Source organism: Gluconacetobacter tumulisoli (genome assembly GCF_014174155.1).
GTDB lineage: Bacteria > Pseudomonadota > Alphaproteobacteria > Acetobacterales > Acetobacteraceae > Gluconacetobacter > Gluconacetobacter tumulisoli.
The window spans coordinates 95,760-112,467 of record NZ_JABEQM010000007.1 but is presented as its reverse complement, the minus strand read 5'-3'; the positions used below and the strand labels follow the sequence as shown (position 1 = coordinate 112,467).

Below are 16,708 nucleotides of genomic sequence, written 5' to 3'. Positions count from 1 at the left end.
ATCGTTTGACAACGAACGGGTTTCCAAAGGGCGACTGCCCTTTGGTGGGTCAAGGGCAACGCCCTTGGCGGGGACATCTCATGCGTCAGTCCATGGAAAGTTGGTATGAGGGGCCAAGGCCCCTCGAACCTGCCTCACCGGCCGATGTCGCGCAGGCGGACGCCGGCCATCAGGCGATGTTCGATCGCTTCCAGCGACATGCCCTTGGTTTCCGGCACGAACAGCCAGGTCAGCACGATGAACAGGGCGTTGAAGCCCGCGAACAGCCAGAAGGTCGGCCCGTTGCCCAGCGTCTGCAGCAGGGTCAGGAACGTCGCGCCCACGGCCATGTTGCTCAGCCAGTTGGTCAGGGTCGAAATGGCGATGCCCAGGTCGCGGCCCGTCAGCGGCTGGACCTCGGAACACAGGACCCAGATCAGCGGCCCGGCCGACATGGCGAAGCCGGTGATGTAGACCAGCAGCAGGAACACCGACAGGATCTGCGTCGTCTGGCTGGCGACCCCGCGATCGATGATCAGGCCCAGCGCGCCCATGCCGAAGGTCATGACCACGAAGCCGGTATACAGGATCGGCTTGCGTCCCCACCGGTCGACCAGCCCCACGGCCACGAAGGTCGCCAGCATGTTCACCAGCCCGACGATGGCGGTGCACCACAATTGCGCCGGGCCGACATAGCCTGCCAGGGCGAAGATCTTCGGCGCGTAGTACATCACGACGTTGATCCCCGCCAGCTGCTGCATGATCTGCAGCAGGATGCCCAGCAGGATCGACCGGCGGAAATTCCGGCTGCGGCGCAGCAGCGCGAACCCGTGCTGCTTCTGCTGGAGCTGCGCGCTGATGTCGCGGATTTCCCGCGAGGCGTCCTGCGGGCTGGCGCGCAGGGTGCGCAGGACCTCCAGCGCTTCCTGCCGCCGGCCCTTCATCATCAGCCAGCGGGGGCTGTAGGGCAGGAACAGCACCCCGATCAGGAACAGCCCCGCCGGAATGGCCGCGACCCCGAACATCCAGCGCCAGTTGCCGCTGTAGCTGAACAGCGTGTCGCTGACGAACGCCATGAAGATGCCCACGGTGATCATCAGCTGGTAGGTCGAGATCATCGCCCCGCGCACGCGCTCGTTGGCGATTTCGGACAGGTACAGCGGCGCGGTGAACGCGGCGATTCCGATGGCCAGCCCCATGACCACCCGGCCGGCGATGATGCTGGGCGTGGACCAGGCGAACGCGCAGCCCAGCGACCCGGCCATGAAGATCGCGGCCCCGATCACCAGCGACCGCTTGCGCCCCAGATGGTGCGACATCCAGCCCGCGAGCAGCGCGCCGACCGCCGCCCCCGCCATCATGGCGCTGACGATCCATTCCTGTGCCAGGGTCGAGGCGTGGAAATCCCGGGCGACGAAATCCAGCGCGCCCGAAATGACGCCGATATCCAGGCCGGACATCAGGCCGGCCAGCGCCGCGAGGCAGCCGATGACGATCGAACGCAGGTGAATGGAGTCGCTGACGGGTGGAGAGAGTGCATTCATGGGCGGAGCCTTGTTTTTTGTTGTTTTGTTTTTCAGGTCCGGACGGCGTCGGGCAGGGTCGGGTCAGATCATCCCGCTGGCGCGCACTTCCCCGACCTTGAGTCCGTTCCAGTTTCTCAGGTCGTACCGGGCCAGTGTGCCCAGAATCGGATCGCCTTCGCAATGGGGACCCAGGAAGCGGATCAGCAGGGCGGCCATCGCGACTTCGGCCGCGCGGGGCGCGCCGTCATGGCATTTGACGGCGATGCCCAGGCCCTGCTCCGGCAGGCTGGCGGCCATGATGCCCTCGGCCCCCATCTTGCTGAAGACCCGGGGGCCCAGCGCCTGCATCAGGCGCGTGTCGAACCGGCCGGTGCCGGCGACCATGAACGGCGACGCGGCCACGGCGGCGCGCAGGCGTGCCGCCGCCCGCGCCCGCTCGGCCCCCAGCCCATGGCCGGTGCCGAAGCGTGCGAACCCATGGGCCAGCGCGCGCAGCGGAATGGCGTAGGTCGGGATCGAACAGCCGTCGATGCCCCGGTTGTCCGCCCCATGCGCGGCGCCGGTGACGTCGGCCAGCGCCGCCGTGACCTCGCGCATGACGGGATGGCCGGGATCGACATAGCCGCCCGGCGCCTCGCCCCGGTCGCAGGCCAGGCAGATGAAGCCCGCATGCTTGCCCGAACAATTGTTATGCAGGGCGGACGGCGCGCCGCCCGTCCGCGCCAGGTCGCGCGCCGCGGCGTCGTCCACCGGCCAGTGCGTGCCGCATTCCAGGCAGCCGGCATCGCGACCGGCCCGCGCCAGCATCCGCGCGGCGACGGCGACATGCGCGGGCTCGCCGGTATGCGACGCGCAGGCCAGGGCCAGTTCCTCGTCGCCCAGGCCCAGCCGGTCGGCGGCGCCGCTTTCCACCAGCGGCAGGGCCAGGAACGCCTTGACGGCCGAACGCGGGAAGGTCGGGCGATCGATGTCCCCCAGCGCGAAGACCACGTCCCCGGCGGCATCCACCACTACGGCGGTGCCGGCATGGCGTGATTCCACGCGGCCGCCGCGTTCGACTTCCGCGATTGCTGTGTCCATGGGCGGGCGCGTCCTCGGTGTGGGTGGCGGGATCAGCCGCCGGTCAGGAAATAGCAGGGGGTGCCGGAACTGCGCGTGGAATCCGGGTCGTCCTCGATCAGGTCGTCGACCATGAACCGCTTCAGGCGCAGGACGGCGATATCGTCCTCCGGCCCCTCTGCCTGCAGGTCGGCGTCATCCACCAGCAAGGACAGCCAGTACGGAACGCCGCCCCGTTCGGTCAGCAGCAGCGGCTGCCGCGGGCTCAGGTCCAGCCCCTCGCGCAGCATGTGCTCCGCATCGCGTGCCGTGGCGATGTGATAGAGGTAGCTGTCCGGCGGATCCGAAGGCTGAAGGCCGCGATAATGGACCCGCGCCAGCTGGATCTCGGCCGCGTCCAGATGGGCGACCTGCCGGCGGGGCGGGGCCGGCGGGGGGACGGGCGCCGGCTCGGGCGCCGTTGCCGGGGCGCGGGCATGGAACAGGTCCTGCTGCCCGTTCCCGATCTCGGTTCCGGCCGCCGGGCGGCGCGGGGCACGGGACACGCGGGGACGCGGGGACTGCGGGCCGGCGTCTCCGCGGGGCAGCGGCAGTTCGCTCATCTCGTCCGAAGAAAGGCGGGAACGCGCCATGTCGATACTCCGCCGCAGACGGTCGTCGGGTCCATATCCCGGCAGGATGCCGGCAAGGTCGCGACAGCCGCGCTCCCGCCAGTACAGGGCCAGGGCCCGTGCCTCATGGGATGCCGCGATCCGCGCCACCTGCCGGCCCTGCGCGTCCTCGATCCGGAATGGCGTCCGTCCCGTCCGCCGGTCCGTCAGACCGGCCGGCCTGACCTTGAATCCGTTCTTCTCCATGGCCTCGATTGTATCGCGATCTGGCGGGATGTCATCCGGCGGGCGTGTTTTTCGAACGCGGCGATGCCGAAATCACGGCCTGCCATGCGCGTGGGCCGGGGGGATCGCGCCTGTTCCGCAGGCGCCGCACAGGCCCTCGGCCTCGACCGTCGACTGACGCACCGTGAAGCCGATGCCCCGCGTCGCGTCGACCAGCGCGTGGACGATGTTCCGGTCGTCCAGTTCCGTCACCTGCCCGCACCCGGTGCAGATCAGGAACTGCGCCGCGTGCGGATGGCACCCGCCTTCATGGGCGTGGTCGCCATGCGACCGGTCCAGCGCGTGGGTGCAGCCGACGAAGGCCGACAGGCGTTCGATCTTGTGGATCAGGCCCTGTTCCAGCAGGAAATCCAGCGCCCGGTAGACCGTCGGCGGGGCCGCGCCCTTCTTGTCGGCGCGCAACCCGTCCAGCAGGTCGTAGGCCCCGACCGGCCGCCCGGCATCCAGCACCAGGCCCAGGACCTGGCGCCGCAGTTCGGTCAGCCGGGATCCGCGCGCCACGCACAGCCGTTCCGCGTTGTCCAGCAATGCCCCGGTCCTGTCGGTGAACATGTGTCCTGTCATGCCGGCCTTCCGCCTGCCCTCCCTGTCGCCCGTCCCGCGCGGCGATGCCACGGGGCAGCCCAACCCCGGTTTCCATACGCCGGAAAGCGCGCTATATGAAGGGTCGATATTTGTTATATTATAACATACAGTGCTTGCCCGCGCTCACTCCGGATCGTCCCGCCATGCCCTGCCCGGCATTCTGCCGCTATCGTCCATCACCTGTCCTGATCCTCGTCCTGCTGGCGGCCCTTGGCCTGCTGGCCGGTCCGGCGCGGGCGGCGCCGCTTCCCGTCGTCGCGGCCGAGACGGTATGGGGGGACATCGCGCGGCAGGTCGGCGGCCCGGATGTCGCGGTTGCCAGCATCCTGACCAACCCGGCGACCGACCCGCATCTGTTCGAGGCCAGCCCGTCCGATGGCCGCATCGTGGGCGGGGCGCGGATCGTCATCGCCAACGGCGGGGGCTATGACGGCTGGCTCGACCGGCTGGCGGACGCGGATGCGCGCACCCGCCCCGTGCTGCTGGTCGTGGCCGGGCTGGTGGGCTGGCACGACGGCGACAACGCGCATTTCTGGTATGATCTGGCGGATGTCCGGACCCTCGCCACCGCCTTCGCCGGGGCGTGCGCGGACCTGATGCCCGACCGCCGCGCCGCGCTGCAGGACAGGCTGCATGCGTTCCTGGCGTCCCTGGACCCGTTGCAGGCGCGGATCGACGCCCTGCGGGCGCATTATGCCGGCGTGCCGGTCACCGCCTCGGAACCCGTCTTCGGCGACATGGCGCGCGCCGCGGGCCTTGCGATGCAGGACGAGGCGTTCCAGCGTGCGGTCATGAACGGCACCGATCCCGCCCCGTCCGACGTGGCCCGGTTCGAGGGCAACCTGACCGGCCGCCATGTGCGCGTGCTGATCGTGAACGACCAGACGGCCGGCCCGGCGACCGACCGGCTGGACGGGCTGGCGCGGGCGGCGGGAATCCCCGTCCTGCGCGTCGGTGAAAGCCTGCCGCCCGGCATGCGCTACCAGGACTGGATCGCCGGCACGCTCGATCGCCTTTCGCAGGCCCTGTCCCGGGGCGTGCCATGACAGCGCATGAAGTGACCGGGGACCATCCATGACGGGGACGTGCTGCGACGCGACCGTCCCCGCGCCCGCCGGCCCGGCCGCGCCGCCGGTCCGCCTGGATCGCGCGACCATCCGCATCGGCGGCCGGACCATCCTGTCCGATGCCAGCCTGACCGTGTCCGAAGGGGCGTTCGTCGGCGTGCTGGGCCCCAATGGGGCGGGCAAGACCAGCCTGATGCGCGCGATCCTGGGCATCGTGCCGGTGGCGGCGGGGCATATTTCGGTCTTCGGCCGTCCGGTCGGGCGCGGCAATCACGATATCGGCTACATGCCGCAGTTCCACGGCCGCGTCGTGCCCCGCCTGGACGGGCGCAGCTTCATCGCCGCCGCCCTGCATGGCGAACGCTGGGGCCTGCCGTGCGACTGGCGCTGGGGCCGCCACCGCCGCCATGACGCGGCCGAGGTCGATCGCGTCCTGGCCCTGGTCCGCGCCACGCACCTGGCCGAACGGCCGATCCACCAGTTGTCGGGCGGCGAACGCCAGCGCCTGCTGCTGGCGCAGGCGCTGCTGGGGCGGCCCCGGCTGCTGCTGCTGGACGAACCGCTGGCCAGCCTCGACCCCCATCGCCAGCGCGAGGTCGTGGCCCTGGTGAACGACATCCGGCGCCAGCTGGGCATCGCGGTCCTGTTTTCCACCCACGACCTCAATCCGCTGCTGGGCGTGATGGACGAGGTCCTGTATGTCGGGCGCGGCGCCGCGCGCCTGGGCCCGGTGGACGAGGTCGCGACCGGTCCCGTCCTGTCCGCCCTGTATGGCACGCCGGTCGAGGTGATCCGCGCCGGCGGACGCATCTTCGTCGTCGCCGACACCTGACCCGGCCGGTAGCATCCCGATCATGTTCGCCTTCGAATTCATGCGCCACGCCTTCGCCGCGACCGGGATCGTCGCGGTCCTGTCCGGCCTGGTCGGCTATTTCATGGTCCTGCGGGGGGAAAGCTTCGCCGGCCACGCCCTGTCGCACGTCGGCTTCGCCGGCGCGACGGGCGCGCTGCTGCTGGGCGTGCCGCCGCTGTGGGGACTGCTGGTGCTGACGGTGGCGGCCGGGCTGGCGATGGGCCTGGGCGGTCGCGGCACGACGCAGGGCAGGGACGTCGCCATCGGGCTGGTCCTGTCCTGCACGCTGGGCTTCGGCCTGCTGTTCCTGCATTTCCTGACGACGTCCGCCACCCGCGCCACCGCGCTGCTGTTCGGCAACGTGCTGGGGGTCGACCGGGCCATGCTGGGCTGGCTGGCGCTGTTCGGCGCGGCGTGCGGCGCCGCGATGGCCGTGCTGTCGCGGCCGCTGCTGTTCGCCAGCCTCCAGCCCGAGGCCGCCGAGGCCCGGGGCGTGCCGATGCGCGCGGTGTCCACCGCGTTCCTGGCCATCGTCGCGGTCGCGACGGCGGAATGCGTGCAGGTGACGGGCGTGCTGCTGGTCTTCGCCCTGATGGTCGGGCCCGCCGCCACGGCGCAGCGCCTGACGGCTTCGCCGGGACGGGGGGTCGTGCTGTCGATCGTGCTTGCGGTGGCCGAGGGCTGGGGCGGGCTGGCGCTGTCGTGGTGGACCGACTGCCCGACCTCGTTCTGGATCAGCGCGTTAAGCACCCTGTCCTATCTGCTGGCCTGCCTGCCGGGTGTCAGGCGCCGCCTGAAGACGCGGGCCGCCGCCTGACTGGCGCACGCCTCAGGCGCTCCCGGCGGGTTCGGGCAAGGCCCGACCTGTTCAGGTCGGCAGCGACCAGGTCCACCACGCCATCAGGCCGATGAACAGTGCCAGCCCGACATGCAGCGCGACCAGCGTGCGTCCGTCGATGACCGGCGGCATGCCGCCGGAACGGCGTCGGGATGCGGCCATCATGCGCCCTCCTGCGTGCCCTGCCCCTCATGCGGCAGGGCATGATAGGCCCGGTTGAAATAGACCAGCCCGCCCAGCGCGTCGCCGATCCGGATGGATTCGACCAGGCCGAACATGACGCTGTGGGTCCCGATCTCGACGATGCGCTCGATCCGGCAATCGAACGAGGTCACGGCTTCCTCCAGTACCGGGGCGCCGGTGGTCATCGTCGTCCAGTGGCCGAAGGTGAAGCGTTCGTACATGTCCAGCTTCCCGGCGAACGCGCCGGAAATGTCCCGCTGCCCGGCCGACAGCACGTTGATGCAGAGCGGGCCGCCGGCGTGAAAGGCCGGACGGGCGCGGGATTCCCGGTTCATGCAGACCAGCAGGGTGGGCGGCGCGTCGGTGACCGAACAGACGGCGGATGCGGTGAAGCCGACCGGATCGTCGCGCGTCCCCGTCGTGACGACGTTGACCGCGGCGCCCAGCCGCGCCATCGCATCCCGGTAGGTCTGGGAATCAACCGCCATTCTTGCACCTTTCCTGCCGGTGTCCGACCCTGTCGGCCGATACCCCGCTCCGTGCATCTTCTGTCATATTATCACTCAGGGGAAAACAGGAGGAAACCACCAACATGGATGCCGACACGCTGTTGACCGCGCGGCAGGGCCGCCTCGGGCGGCTGACCCTCAACCGTCCGAAGGCGCTCAATGCGCTCGACCGTCCGCTGTTTTACCGGATCGCCGCCTGCCTTGAGGCCTGGCGCGACGATCCGGGGATCGAGACGATCCTGATCGACAGCACCAGCCCCCGCGCCTTCTGCGCCGGCGGCGACCTGCGGGCCATCCGCGCGGCGCTGGCGGCGCACGGCCCGGACGCCGCCGCCGCGATCTTCCGCGACGGCTACCGCCTGGCATCGGTGCTGGCGCATTTTCCCAAGCCGGTGGTGTCCTTCATGGACGGCATCGCCATGGGCGGCGGCGTCGGGCTGGGCGGCCATGTGCGGCACCGGATCGTGACCGAACGCAGCGTGGTGGCGATGCCCGAGACCGCGATCGGCCTGACCCCGGATGCCGGCGGGTCGTACATCCTGTCGCGCGCGCCCGGCCTGTATGGCCTGCGGATGGCCTTGACGGGCGGCCGCATGCAGGGCGCCGAGGCCGTGGCGGCGGGTTTCGCCGACCGGATGCTGCCGTCCGCCGCCCTGCCCGACCTGGTGGATCGTCTCGCCGCCCAGCCGGCGGGGCAGGTCGTCGACATGGCCCGGCCGGTCGACCGGCCGGACATGCCGCGTCCCGACAGCGTGAACGCCATCTATGACGCCCCGGGCGTCGAGGCCATCATGGATCGCCTGGCCGCCTGCCCCGACCCCTGGGCGGCCGAGGACCTGCGTGCGCTGGGCCAGGCCTCGCCCTTCGCGCTGCGCGTCACCTTCCGGGCGTATCACACCGCCCGTCGGCTGCCGGACCTGAATACGGTGCTGGAACAGGAATATCGCCTGATCGCCAGCCTGATCCGCCATCCCGATTTCGCCGAGGGCGTGCGCGCCAAGATCCTGGACAAGGACAACGCGCCGCGCTGGGCCGACGCCGCGACGGCAACCGCCGCCGATATCGAGGCCTGCTTCGCTCCGCGTGCGGACTCGCTGGACCTGCCGATCTTCCCGGCGCCCTGACATCCGCCAAAGGCCAGGGGCCCCGGGAAACCGATTTGTTTATCAATCGGGGGATCGGGCAGGGGCCCGGCCTGCCCGGCCAGATGATATAAGGGGCTGTTTGGAAACGCGCCGGTGCGTAGGGGCGGCCTTCCGGGCCACCCGGCACGGCGCGCAGAAACGCACGCCGGATCCGCCGCCCGCGTGCATTTCAAACAGCCTTCAAGGAGCTGCCTCATGCCCGTTTCCGCCTCCTACCGTCCGGCCTGCGATCATCTGCGTCTCGGCGACGCCTTCTACGACCCGGTCGCGGCGGCGTCGTTCCCCGCGCACATCCTGCGGTTCCGCAACCAGGCGGCGGCGGCCGAAATCGGGCTGGACAGCCTGACCGACGACGAATGGATCGCCCATTTCGGCCGCTTCGTCCCGCTGCCGGACGGGCTGCCCACGCCCCTGGCCCTGCGCTATCACGGGCATCAGTTCCGGTCCTACAACCCCGAGCTGGGCGACGGGCGGGGCTTTCTGTTCGCGCAGTTGCGCGACGTCCGTGACGGGCGGCTTCTGGATATCGGGACCAAGGGCAGCGGCCGTACGCCCTGGTCGCGCGGCGCCGACGGGCGGCTGACGCTGAAGGGCGGCGTGCGCGAGATCCTGGCCACCGAAATGCTGGAGGCCCTGGGCGTCGAGACGTCGCGCACCCTCAGCGTCATCGAGACGGGCGAGAATCTGCAGCGCGGGGACGAACCCTCGCCCACCCGGTCATGCGTGCTGGCGCGCCTCAGCCACTCCCATATTCGCATCGGCACGTTCCAGCGTCTGGCGGCGCTGGACGACCGGGCCAGCCTGGCGCGGCTGGTCGCCTATGTGATGGACACCTACTTCCCCGACCGGGCGGGCGCGGGCGATGCGGCGGTGGCGCTGTTCGACATCGTCTGCGCGCGGGTCGCGCGGATGGGCGCGCAATGGATGGGTGCGGGGTTCGTCCACGGCGTGCTGAACACCGACAACATAAACGTCACGGGCGAAAGCTTCGATTACGGTCCATGGCGTTTCCTGCCGCGCTACGACCCGGCCTTCACCGCCGCCTATTTCGACCATTCGGGCCTGTACGCCTTCGGACGCCAGCCCGAGGCCCTGCTGTGGAACCTGGCCCGGCTGGCGGAATGCCTGATTCCGCTGGCGAATGTTGATGATCTGCAGAAGATCTTCGACGATTTCCCGGATCGTTATGGAAGGGAGATGAACGGCGTCATCGTGAAACGCCTTGGCCTGTCGTCCCTTTCCGAAACGGACGACCGCGCGCTGGCGGCCGAGACGTGGCGATTTCTCGAACGATCGGCCATAGGGTTTGAATTTTTGTTCTTCGACTGGTATGGTGGAACGCAGAGCAGGCATCGCGCAGCGAACAGTCCCAATGCCCGCCTCTACGAGAGTGCGGATTTCGAGCCGTTGCGACAGCGGATCGAGGCCCATTCTCCCCGGCCGGGTCTGGATCTTTCCGATCCCTATTTTTCGCGGACCGTGCCCTGCACGATGCTGGTCGAAACGGTGGAGAAGATATGGCAGCCGATTGCAACCCGGGACGATTGGAGCACGTTGCACGACACGCTCTCCACGATCGGGGACATGAAGGCGGCCCTGTCTCCACGATCGGCCTGAAACGTTCGCCCGCCAGGATGGGCATCCCCGCGAAGCCCCGCAACATGGCAGGAGACTGAAGCTTTTTTCCGAAGAGGGAGAACAGGATGCAGAATTTCTCGCCGCAGGCCCCCGCCCTTCCCGCGCTGTCCGATTTCGAGGTTTCGGACAACGCGGGGCGCACTCTCTGGCTCGCAGCCGCCGTGGCCGCCATATGTGGCGGCCTCTACGGCTACGACACCGGCATCATCTCGGGCGCGTTGCTGCTGATCACGCAGGATTTCCATCTCGGCAGCCTGTACCAGGAACTCGTCGCCTCCGCGATCCTGGCGGGTGCGGTGGTGGGGGCCGTCGGCACGGGGTGGCTGTCTGAACGCTATGGCCGTCGCGCCTCGGTCATGATCGTCACCGCCGTATTCGTGACCGGCGCGCTGGCCTGCGCCGCCGCCCCGGATGTCGGCATGCTGATCGCGGCGCGTGTCTATCTGGGCCTCGGCGTCGGCGGATCGACGCAGGTGGTCCCCATGTACATCTCGGAACTGGCGCCCGCGGCCCGGCGCGGCAAGCTGGTCACGCTGTTCAACGTCGCGATCGGCATCGGCATCTTCCTGGCCAACATCATCGGCTTCTCCGCGCGTGACGCCTGGGGCTGGCGCCCCATGATCGCCATCGCGGCCCTGCCGGCGGCCTTCGTGTTCGTGTCGATGTTCTTCCTGCCCAAGAGCCCGCGCTGGACGGCGGAGAACGAGGGACTGGACTCCGCGATCGCGCAACTGACGCGCGTGCGGACCTCGCGCAAGGAAATCCGTAAGGAAATCAGGAAGATTCAGGAAGCATCGGATAACGTCGCCGACGAAAATCGCGGCTGGCGCGGCCTGCGGCAGCCCTGGGTGCGGCCGGCCCTGGTCGCGGCGCTGGGCGTCGCCTTCTTCACCCAGTGCGGCGGGCTGGAGATGATGATCTACTATGCGCCGACCTTCCTGTCGGATGCGGGCTTCGGTCATTCCTCCGCCCTGCTGGCCAGCCTGGGCGTCTCGGTGGTCTATCTGGTGATGACGATGCTGGGGTCGGCGATCGTCGATCATGTCGGCCGGCGTCGCCTGATGCTGATCATGGGGCCGGGGTCGGTCGTCAGCCTGCTGGGGCTGGGCCTGATGTTCGCCCTCCATCCCGACAAGGGCAGCGTCGGCAGCTGGATGATCATCGTGTTCCTGCTGATGTTCATGATGTTCAATTCCGGCGGCATCCAGGTGGTCGGCTGGCTGCTGGGGGCCGAAATGTTCCCGCTGTCGATGCGCGGCACCGCGACCAGCCTGCATGCCGCCACCCTGTGGGGCAGTGACCTGCTGGTGACCAGCACGGCGCTGACCCTGGTGAATCTGATCTCGCTGGGCGGGACGATGTGGTTCTATGCCGGGGTCAATCTGGCGTCGGTCGTGTTCATCTTCTTCCTCGTGCCCGAAACGCGGGGCGCGTCCCTCGAAGACATCGAAACCGCCCTGCACGAGGGACGCTTCCGTCCCACCCGCGGCCACACCGCGATCGTGGAGGCCTGATATCAAGGTGGGGCTCTGTCCGAACCCGGCAAGGGCCTCGGCCCTTGCATCCCATTTGTTTTACAAAATCTAGGCTTTCCAAAGGGCTAAGCCCTTTGGTGGGTCAAGGGCAGAGCCCTTGCCTTCTCCTCCCTCCTGCCTCGGGAGTGGAGCGGCCGCATGAAACATGCCATCATGCCGTCAACAAAAACCAACATATCGTCCGGATCCCTCGGTCATGACCAGCATCTTCGTCGTCTCGGCCGTGCGCAGTGCGATCGGCGGTTTCGGGGGCGCCCTGCGCGGCACCGCCCCGTCGGCGCTGGCGGCACGGCTGATCGCCGCCGCCGTCGCGCGGGCCGGCCTTCCGGCGGATGCGGTGGGGCAGGTCGTGCTGGGGCAGGTGATCCCGACCGAACCGACCGATTTGTATCTTTCGCGTCACGCGGCGGTGCGGGCGGGGCTGCCGGTGGGCACGGTGGCGATGAACGTCAACCGGATCTGCGGTTCGGGCCTGCAGGCCATCGTCTCGGCCGCGCAGGCCATCCGCCTGGGTGACGCCGATATCGCCGTGGCCGGCGGCGTCGAAATCATGAGCCGCGCCCCCCAACTGGCGACCGACGCCCGTTTCGGCCGGCGGCTGGGCAACCAGACCCTGCTGGACCTGCTGGTGGGCGCGCTGACGGACCCGTTCGACGATGTCCATATGGGGATGACGGCGGAAAATGTCGCCCGCCGCCACGGCATTACCCGCGCCATGCAGGATGATCTGGCATTAGAAAGCCACCACCGGGCCTCGGCGGCCATCCGCGCCGGCTATTTCGACGATCAGATCGTTCCCATCGAAATCCGCGCCGGCGGCCGCACCACCCTGTTCGACCGTGACGAACATGTGCGCCACGATGCCGTCCGGGCCGATTTCGACGCATTACGCCCTGCCTTCCTCAAGGACGGCGGCACGGTCACGGCGGGCAACGCGTCGGGGATCAATGACGGCGCGGCCATGGTCGTGCTGGCATCCGAAGACGCGGTGCGCCGCCTGGGCCTGGCACCGCTGGCGCGCCTCGTCGCCTACGGCCACGCGGGGGTGGAACCCTCGCACATGGGCATGGGCCCCGTACCCGCCACCCGCGCCGCGCTGGACCGCGCAGGCCTGGGCATCGCGGACCTCGACATCCTGGAAATCAACGAGGCCTTCGCCGCCCAGGCCTGCGCCGTCAGCCGCGTCCTGGACCTGGACCCCGCGCGGGTCAATCCGAACGGCAGCGGCATCTCCCTCGGCCACCCGATCGGCGCCAGCGGCGCCATCGCCACCGTCCGCCTGGTCCACGAACTGGCCCGCACCGGCGCTCAGACCGGCCTGGTCAGCCTGTGCATCGGCGGCGGACAGGGCATCGCCGCGATCTTCGAACGGGTGTGACGCTCGGGCGCTGCCCGAACCCGCAAAGGGCCTCGGCCCTTTGATCCCATGCGTAGATCGCAGCGATTATGCCCGCGCGGCCACGGCCACGAGAGATGGCTTACGGTCTGTTCGTCTGAAATGGGATTGCGAACAAACCGGCATTCGCCATGGCATGATCGGCCGGATACGGACTGGCGACTTTCGGAAAGATATAATGAAAAAGCGGACCGAACCCGAACAAGGACGACTGGCCGCTACCGCCTCTATTTTCAGACGTTCGGGCAGTCCGATCTCACGTCCGAAACCGGATATCCAACGATGATAGCTCATTCGTTAGACGCTGGGAGATTGTCGCGAAAATCTTTCCGGCTAGCGTAGCACTATAATTGATCTTGCCGGCTTTGTAAGGACGCCATGGTTTCACCTGACTCCCTGCGCCTGTTCAAGGGGATCTGGCAGCGGGCACTGAAGGAGCCGTCGCTTCAAGCATTGACGCCCGATCGCATAGCCAGTTGGGCAAGCGAAAAAGGGGTGGCTGATCCGATCACCGTCGCACGCGATGTTGGTATGTGGGTTCCCGACGCCTACAAGACCACGGACTATCTTTTTGGACAGGATGAGTGCGTTTTTGCGTTCGAGACCTTTCGCCGCTGGCTTAAAAGTCACTTCTTTTGCAACACTGCCGATTATAGAGGACTAACATGGCTCAATCGGCACATGTTCGCTCACGGCACGGCGTCGTCCTGGCAGCAGCCGAGAAATTTCAGTCGTTTGATCGTAGCGTTGGCGACTCTGTCTGCCATAGAATCTTGGTATGACGCGAGTCATCACGTTTCATTCATGCTTCCGGAGATGAACGACGCCAGCAAGCTTCTGGCAGCAGGCATTGTTTCGCGGTCAGGTGCAGATGCAAATGAATTTGATTGAGCAGGACATTTACCAGAAAAATGGTCGGCTTGTAACTGAATTGCCGACCGACAATGGGGTGACCTTGCGCAAAGCCGTGCTTGCTGAAGACTGCATGCGTGATCTTGTGAGACCGCTCCGCGATGCAGGGTGGAGCGTCACAGTAACCGAGCCCGACGACGCGGCATTGTTTATGACGGTAACCGCTTCATGCGGGGAGAAGCAGATCAACGTAGCTTTGCTTTACAGTTGCGGGTCCGACAACAGTCTTTATCGTACGCTTGCTGAACGATGTGATGCCATTCTGTATCGGGGAGCTCCCTATCATTGGGCTGGCAACCTCCGGCCTCAGCATGACAGGTACGTGCTGAATGAGACCTCGCCCCAATTGGCCCAACGAGAACTCGGGCAAACCTGCCTGGACAGAATCGAGTTGGAGAGACGGTCATCCCAAATGACCTTTCCAGCGTTAGAAGTCAGCATGCTGACCGTGGATTGTCCCCCGAAACCGGTCGGTTCGGAGTCGGTCGGTCATGGTAGACATGGTTGATGTGCTCGCCACTGAAGCCGTTCACTCTATAGCGGACCCTCCGCTTACTCACCGAGGCAGTCGTGACGTATGGCAGTCTGCTGCCAGTCCTTCATGCAGCCGAACATGCGTTCGATATATACTGCGCCGACAGTGGGCGCGGCGGTTCAGCGGGTGGAGTGTGGGACAGGCGCGGGTGGAGGGGAAAACCACCACGCGTCCCTTTTCTCCGCGTTGACGGGATGTAGCATCACCCGTAAAAGTCCGCGTCCCGAACCAGCGAAGCCCGAACAGGCGCAGCCTTATTCAGCGCCGGAGGCGCCGCTTGACCATGTCCATGACTTTCGCCGACCTCTCCCTGGCGCCGACCCTGCTACGCGCACTGGCCGAGGAAGGGTATGCCAATCCCACCCCGATCCAGGCCCAGTCCATCCCGATGCTGCTGGAAGGCCGCGACCTGCTGGGCATGGCTCAGACCGGCACGGGCAAGACCGCCGCTTTCGCGCTGCCGCTGTTGCATCGCCTTGCCATGACGCCCCGCCCGGCGCCCAAGGGCGGTGCCCGTGTCCTAGTCCTCGCGCCCACGCGCGAACTGGTTTCCCAGATCGCCGACGGCTTCGAGAGCTTCGGTCGCCATCTGCAGCCCAGCGTGACAACGATTTTCGGCGGCGTCAGTCAGTTTCACCAGGTGAATGCGCTCAAGGCTGGCGTAGACATCATCGTGGCCACGCCGGGGCGGTTGCTGGATCTGATCAACCAGGGCCTCTGCGACCTGTCGCAGCTTGAGGCGCTGGTGCTGGACGAGGCCGACCAGATGCTCGACATGGGCTTCGCCAAGCCGATCGAGCGCATCGTTGCGACGCTGCCGAAGGATCGGCATACCCTGCTGTTTTCGGCAACGATGCCGAAATCCATCGCCTCGCTGGCCGAGAGCCTCCTGCGCGATCCGGCGAAGGTCGAGATCGCCCCGCCCTCAACCACCGTCGACCGGATCGAGCAGTCGGTCATGTTCGTCGATGCGGCCGACAAGAAGGCGGCGCTCCTGGCGCTGCTGCGAACGCCGGGGATCGGCCAGGCCGTGGTCTTCACTTTGCAGAAGAACATTGCCAACGAAGTCTGCGCCTTCATCACCGAGGCGGGCATCACGGCCGAGGCTCTGCACGGCAACAAGTCGCAGGGCCAGCGGGAACGCGCGCTGGACGCCTTCCGTTCCGGAACCGCGCAGGTCCTGGTGGCGACGGATATCGCAGCACGCGGCATCGACGTCGACACGGTAACCCATGTTTTCAACCATGACCTGCCGAGCCTTCCGGAAAGCTATGTCCACCGCATAGGCCGCACCGGCCGCGCTGGCCGCAACGGCTTCGCCATCACGCTCTGCGATGCCGAGCAGCGCGCCTGGCTGCGCGATGTCGAGCGGGAAATCGGCCGCACTCTGATCGTTCAAGCCGATCACCAGTGGCATTCGGAGGCGGCGCGGAACTCGACCATGCGCCCACCCGTTCTGGGCGGTGCGCCGGCCAAGGAAATCAAGCCGCAGAAGAAGCGGGAGCGCAAAGTCTGGACCGAGGAAGAGAAGATGGCTGCGCGGGCAGCGGCCAGGGCGGTTTGAGAGGACGTCTGATCAGGCTGGCGGATGGGTCACGAAAGGTCTTTACCCTCCGCCGGTTTTACCGATTCTGGCGAATGCAAAGGCACCCAGTCCGGCCGTAACCTCCATCAGAACGAAGATCCGTCATCGGTTCGGGCGCCAGTCAAAATAGGCATGCGCTATGCTCCCAAGGGGGTAGGCCGTAATGCAGCCATGGCCTCCGGAAACCGGGTATGGTCTCGGGCACCAATGCGCGCGCACCGGACGTCGATTCAACCGTGCGAATGTCCGATTTGCACAGTGTCTGACTAAAAGCAGACCAACCGTTTTCCCGACAATTCCGATCTTCTGTCCTGCCGAACCGATGTGCGTTTCCAAAAAACCCTTCCCCTATATTGAATGTTCGAGAGGGGATCATAGAAGTCGTCATGGAAAGTCCACTCTCGAATTGTAGGTCCTCGTCAGGTGACTGGCTTGGAGCAATACAAGCGATGTTCGCAAAGATATCG

At 67.3% G+C, this 16,708-nt stretch carries 15 protein-coding genes; 9 read left to right on the top strand and 6 right to left on the bottom strand.

What is annotated here, in order from left to right; all coding sequences use genetic code 11:
• Positions 1 to 134: 134 nt before the first annotated feature.
• The 4 genes from HLH28_RS10170 to HLH28_RS10155 form a co-directional block, all read right to left on the bottom strand.
• A complete protein-coding gene (locus HLH28_RS10170; protein ID WP_182958522.1) occupies positions 135 to 1,523 on the bottom strand; it encodes a sugar porter family MFS transporter in 1,389 nt (462 codons plus the stop codon).
• A gap of 63 nt (positions 1,524 to 1,586) precedes the next feature.
• Positions 1,587 to 2,585: an asparaginase gene (locus HLH28_RS10165; protein WP_182958519.1), complete on the bottom strand. Its 999-nt coding sequence runs from the start codon at positions 2,583 to 2,585 to the stop codon at positions 1,587 to 1,589.
• Positions 2,586 to 2,617: 32 nt separating this feature from the next.
• Positions 2,618 to 3,421 carry a hypothetical protein gene (locus HLH28_RS10160; RefSeq protein ID WP_220790030.1) on the bottom strand — a complete coding sequence of 268 codons (804 nt, stop codon included), beginning with the start codon at positions 3,419 to 3,421 and terminating at the stop codon, positions 2,618 to 2,620.
• A gap of 72 nt (positions 3,422 to 3,493) precedes the next feature.
• Positions 3,494 to 4,024 carry a transcriptional repressor gene (locus HLH28_RS10155; RefSeq protein ID WP_182958516.1) on the bottom strand — a complete coding sequence of 177 codons (531 nt, stop codon included), beginning with the start codon at positions 4,022 to 4,024 and terminating at the stop codon, positions 3,494 to 3,496.
• A 164-nt stretch (positions 4,025 to 4,188) separates the two neighbouring features.
• On the opposite strand from HLH28_RS10155, the gene HLH28_RS10150 reads away from it, so the two are divergent.
• Genes HLH28_RS10150 through HLH28_RS10140 form a run of 3 tightly spaced genes read left to right on the top strand, consistent with a single transcriptional unit; the run spans position 4,189 to position 6,782 of the window.
• Entirely contained in the window at positions 4,189 to 5,091 is a 903-nt protein-coding gene (locus HLH28_RS10150) for a metal ABC transporter solute-binding protein, Zn/Mn family (protein ID WP_246395932.1), read from the top strand.
• 28 nt (positions 5,092 to 5,119) lie between these two features.
• Positions 5,120 to 5,944 carry a metal ABC transporter ATP-binding protein gene (locus HLH28_RS10145; RefSeq protein ID WP_182958496.1) on the top strand — a complete coding sequence of 275 codons (825 nt, stop codon included), beginning with the start codon at positions 5,120 to 5,122 and terminating at the stop codon, positions 5,942 to 5,944.
• A 22-nt stretch (positions 5,945 to 5,966) separates the two neighbouring features.
• Complete coding sequence (locus tag HLH28_RS10140) at positions 5,967 to 6,782, top strand: metal ABC transporter permease (protein WP_182958493.1); 816 nt, start codon at positions 5,967 to 5,969, stop codon at positions 6,780 to 6,782.
• 51 nt (positions 6,783 to 6,833) lie between these two features.
• On the opposite strand, the gene HLH28_RS18260 is transcribed toward HLH28_RS10140, so the two are convergent.
• Positions 6,834 to 6,968 carry a hypothetical protein gene (locus HLH28_RS18260; RefSeq protein ID WP_275943724.1) on the bottom strand — a complete coding sequence of 45 codons (135 nt, stop codon included), beginning with the start codon at positions 6,966 to 6,968 and terminating at the stop codon, positions 6,834 to 6,836.
• Positions 6,965 to 7,474 carry a flavin reductase gene (locus tag HLH28_RS10135; protein WP_182958490.1) on the bottom strand — a complete coding sequence of 170 codons (510 nt, stop codon included), beginning with the start codon at positions 7,472 to 7,474 and terminating at the stop codon, positions 6,965 to 6,967. Before HLH28_RS10135 ends, HLH28_RS18260 begins: the two co-directional genes overlap by 4 nt.
• Before the next feature lie 104 nt (positions 7,475 to 7,578).
• Between HLH28_RS10135 and HLH28_RS10130 the strand changes: the two genes are divergently transcribed.
• The 6 genes from HLH28_RS10130 to HLH28_RS10105 all read left to right on the top strand — a co-directional run bounded on the left by HLH28_RS10130 (position 7,579) and on the right by HLH28_RS10105 (position 16,220).
• Positions 7,579 to 8,619, top strand: coding sequence for an enoyl-CoA hydratase/isomerase family protein (locus HLH28_RS10130; protein ID WP_182958487.1), 1,041 nt, complete (start codon positions 7,579 to 7,581; stop codon positions 8,617 to 8,619).
• A gap of 216 nt (positions 8,620 to 8,835) precedes the next feature.
• A complete protein-coding gene (locus tag HLH28_RS10125; RefSeq protein WP_182958484.1) occupies positions 8,836 to 10,257 on the top strand; it encodes a protein adenylyltransferase SelO in 1,422 nt (473 codons plus the stop codon).
• Positions 10,258 to 10,343: 86 nt separating this feature from the next.
• On the top strand, positions 10,344 to 11,792 hold the full coding sequence (locus HLH28_RS10120; protein ID WP_182958481.1) for a sugar porter family MFS transporter: 1,449 nt from the start codon (positions 10,344 to 10,346) through the stop codon (positions 11,790 to 11,792).
• Positions 11,793 to 12,009: 217 nt separating this feature from the next.
• Entirely contained in the window at positions 12,010 to 13,191 is a 1,182-nt protein-coding gene (gene bktB / locus HLH28_RS10115) for a beta-ketothiolase BktB (RefSeq protein WP_182958479.1), read from the top strand.
• A gap of 396 nt (positions 13,192 to 13,587) precedes the next feature.
• Positions 13,588 to 14,100, top strand: a complete 513-nt coding sequence (locus HLH28_RS10110; RefSeq protein WP_182958476.1) for a hypothetical protein — start codon at positions 13,588 to 13,590, stop codon at positions 14,098 to 14,100.
• Between the two features lie 839 nt (positions 14,101 to 14,939).
• Entirely contained in the window at positions 14,940 to 16,220 is a 1,281-nt protein-coding gene (locus HLH28_RS10105; protein ID WP_182958798.1) for a DEAD/DEAH box helicase, read from the top strand.
• Positions 16,221 to 16,708 lie beyond the last annotated feature (488 nt).

Bases quoted from the DNA above. Each gene is read 5' to 3' on its own strand.
- HLH28_RS10170 (WP_182958522.1), bottom strand. From the start codon at position 1,523: ATGAATGCACTCTCTCCACCCGTCAGCGACTCCATTCACCTGCGTTCG.
- HLH28_RS10165 (WP_182958519.1), bottom strand. From the start codon at position 2,585: ATGGACACAGCAATCGCGGAAGTCGAACGCGGCGGCCGCGTGGAATCA.
- HLH28_RS10160 (WP_220790030.1), bottom strand. From the start codon at position 3,421: ATGGAGAAGAACGGATTCAAGGTCAGGCCGGCCGGTCTGACGGACCGG.
- HLH28_RS10155 (WP_182958516.1), bottom strand. From the start codon at position 4,024: ATGACAGGACACATGTTCACCGACAGGACCGGGGCATTGCTGGACAAC.
- HLH28_RS10150 (WP_246395932.1), top strand. From the start codon at position 4,189: ATGCCCTGCCCGGCATTCTGCCGCTATCGTCCATCACCTGTCCTGATC.
- HLH28_RS10145 (WP_182958496.1), top strand. From the start codon at position 5,120: ATGACGGGGACGTGCTGCGACGCGACCGTCCCCGCGCCCGCCGGCCCG.
- HLH28_RS10140 (WP_182958493.1), top strand. From the start codon at position 5,967: ATGTTCGCCTTCGAATTCATGCGCCACGCCTTCGCCGCGACCGGGATC.
- HLH28_RS18260 (WP_275943724.1), bottom strand. From the start codon at position 6,968: ATGATGGCCGCATCCCGACGCCGTTCCGGCGGCATGCCGCCGGTCATC.
- HLH28_RS10135 (WP_182958490.1), bottom strand. From the start codon at position 7,474: ATGGCGGTTGATTCCCAGACCTACCGGGATGCGATGGCGCGGCTGGGC.
- HLH28_RS10130 (WP_182958487.1), top strand. From the start codon at position 7,579: ATGGATGCCGACACGCTGTTGACCGCGCGGCAGGGCCGCCTCGGGCGG.
- HLH28_RS10125 (WP_182958484.1), top strand. From the start codon at position 8,836: ATGCCCGTTTCCGCCTCCTACCGTCCGGCCTGCGATCATCTGCGTCTC.
- HLH28_RS10120 (WP_182958481.1), top strand. From the start codon at position 10,344: ATGCAGAATTTCTCGCCGCAGGCCCCCGCCCTTCCCGCGCTGTCCGAT.
- bktB (WP_182958479.1), top strand. From the start codon at position 12,010: ATGACCAGCATCTTCGTCGTCTCGGCCGTGCGCAGTGCGATCGGCGGT.
- HLH28_RS10110 (WP_182958476.1), top strand. From the start codon at position 13,588: ATGGTTTCACCTGACTCCCTGCGCCTGTTCAAGGGGATCTGGCAGCGG.
- HLH28_RS10105 (WP_182958798.1), top strand. From the start codon at position 14,940: ATGTCCATGACTTTCGCCGACCTCTCCCTGGCGCCGACCCTGCTACGC.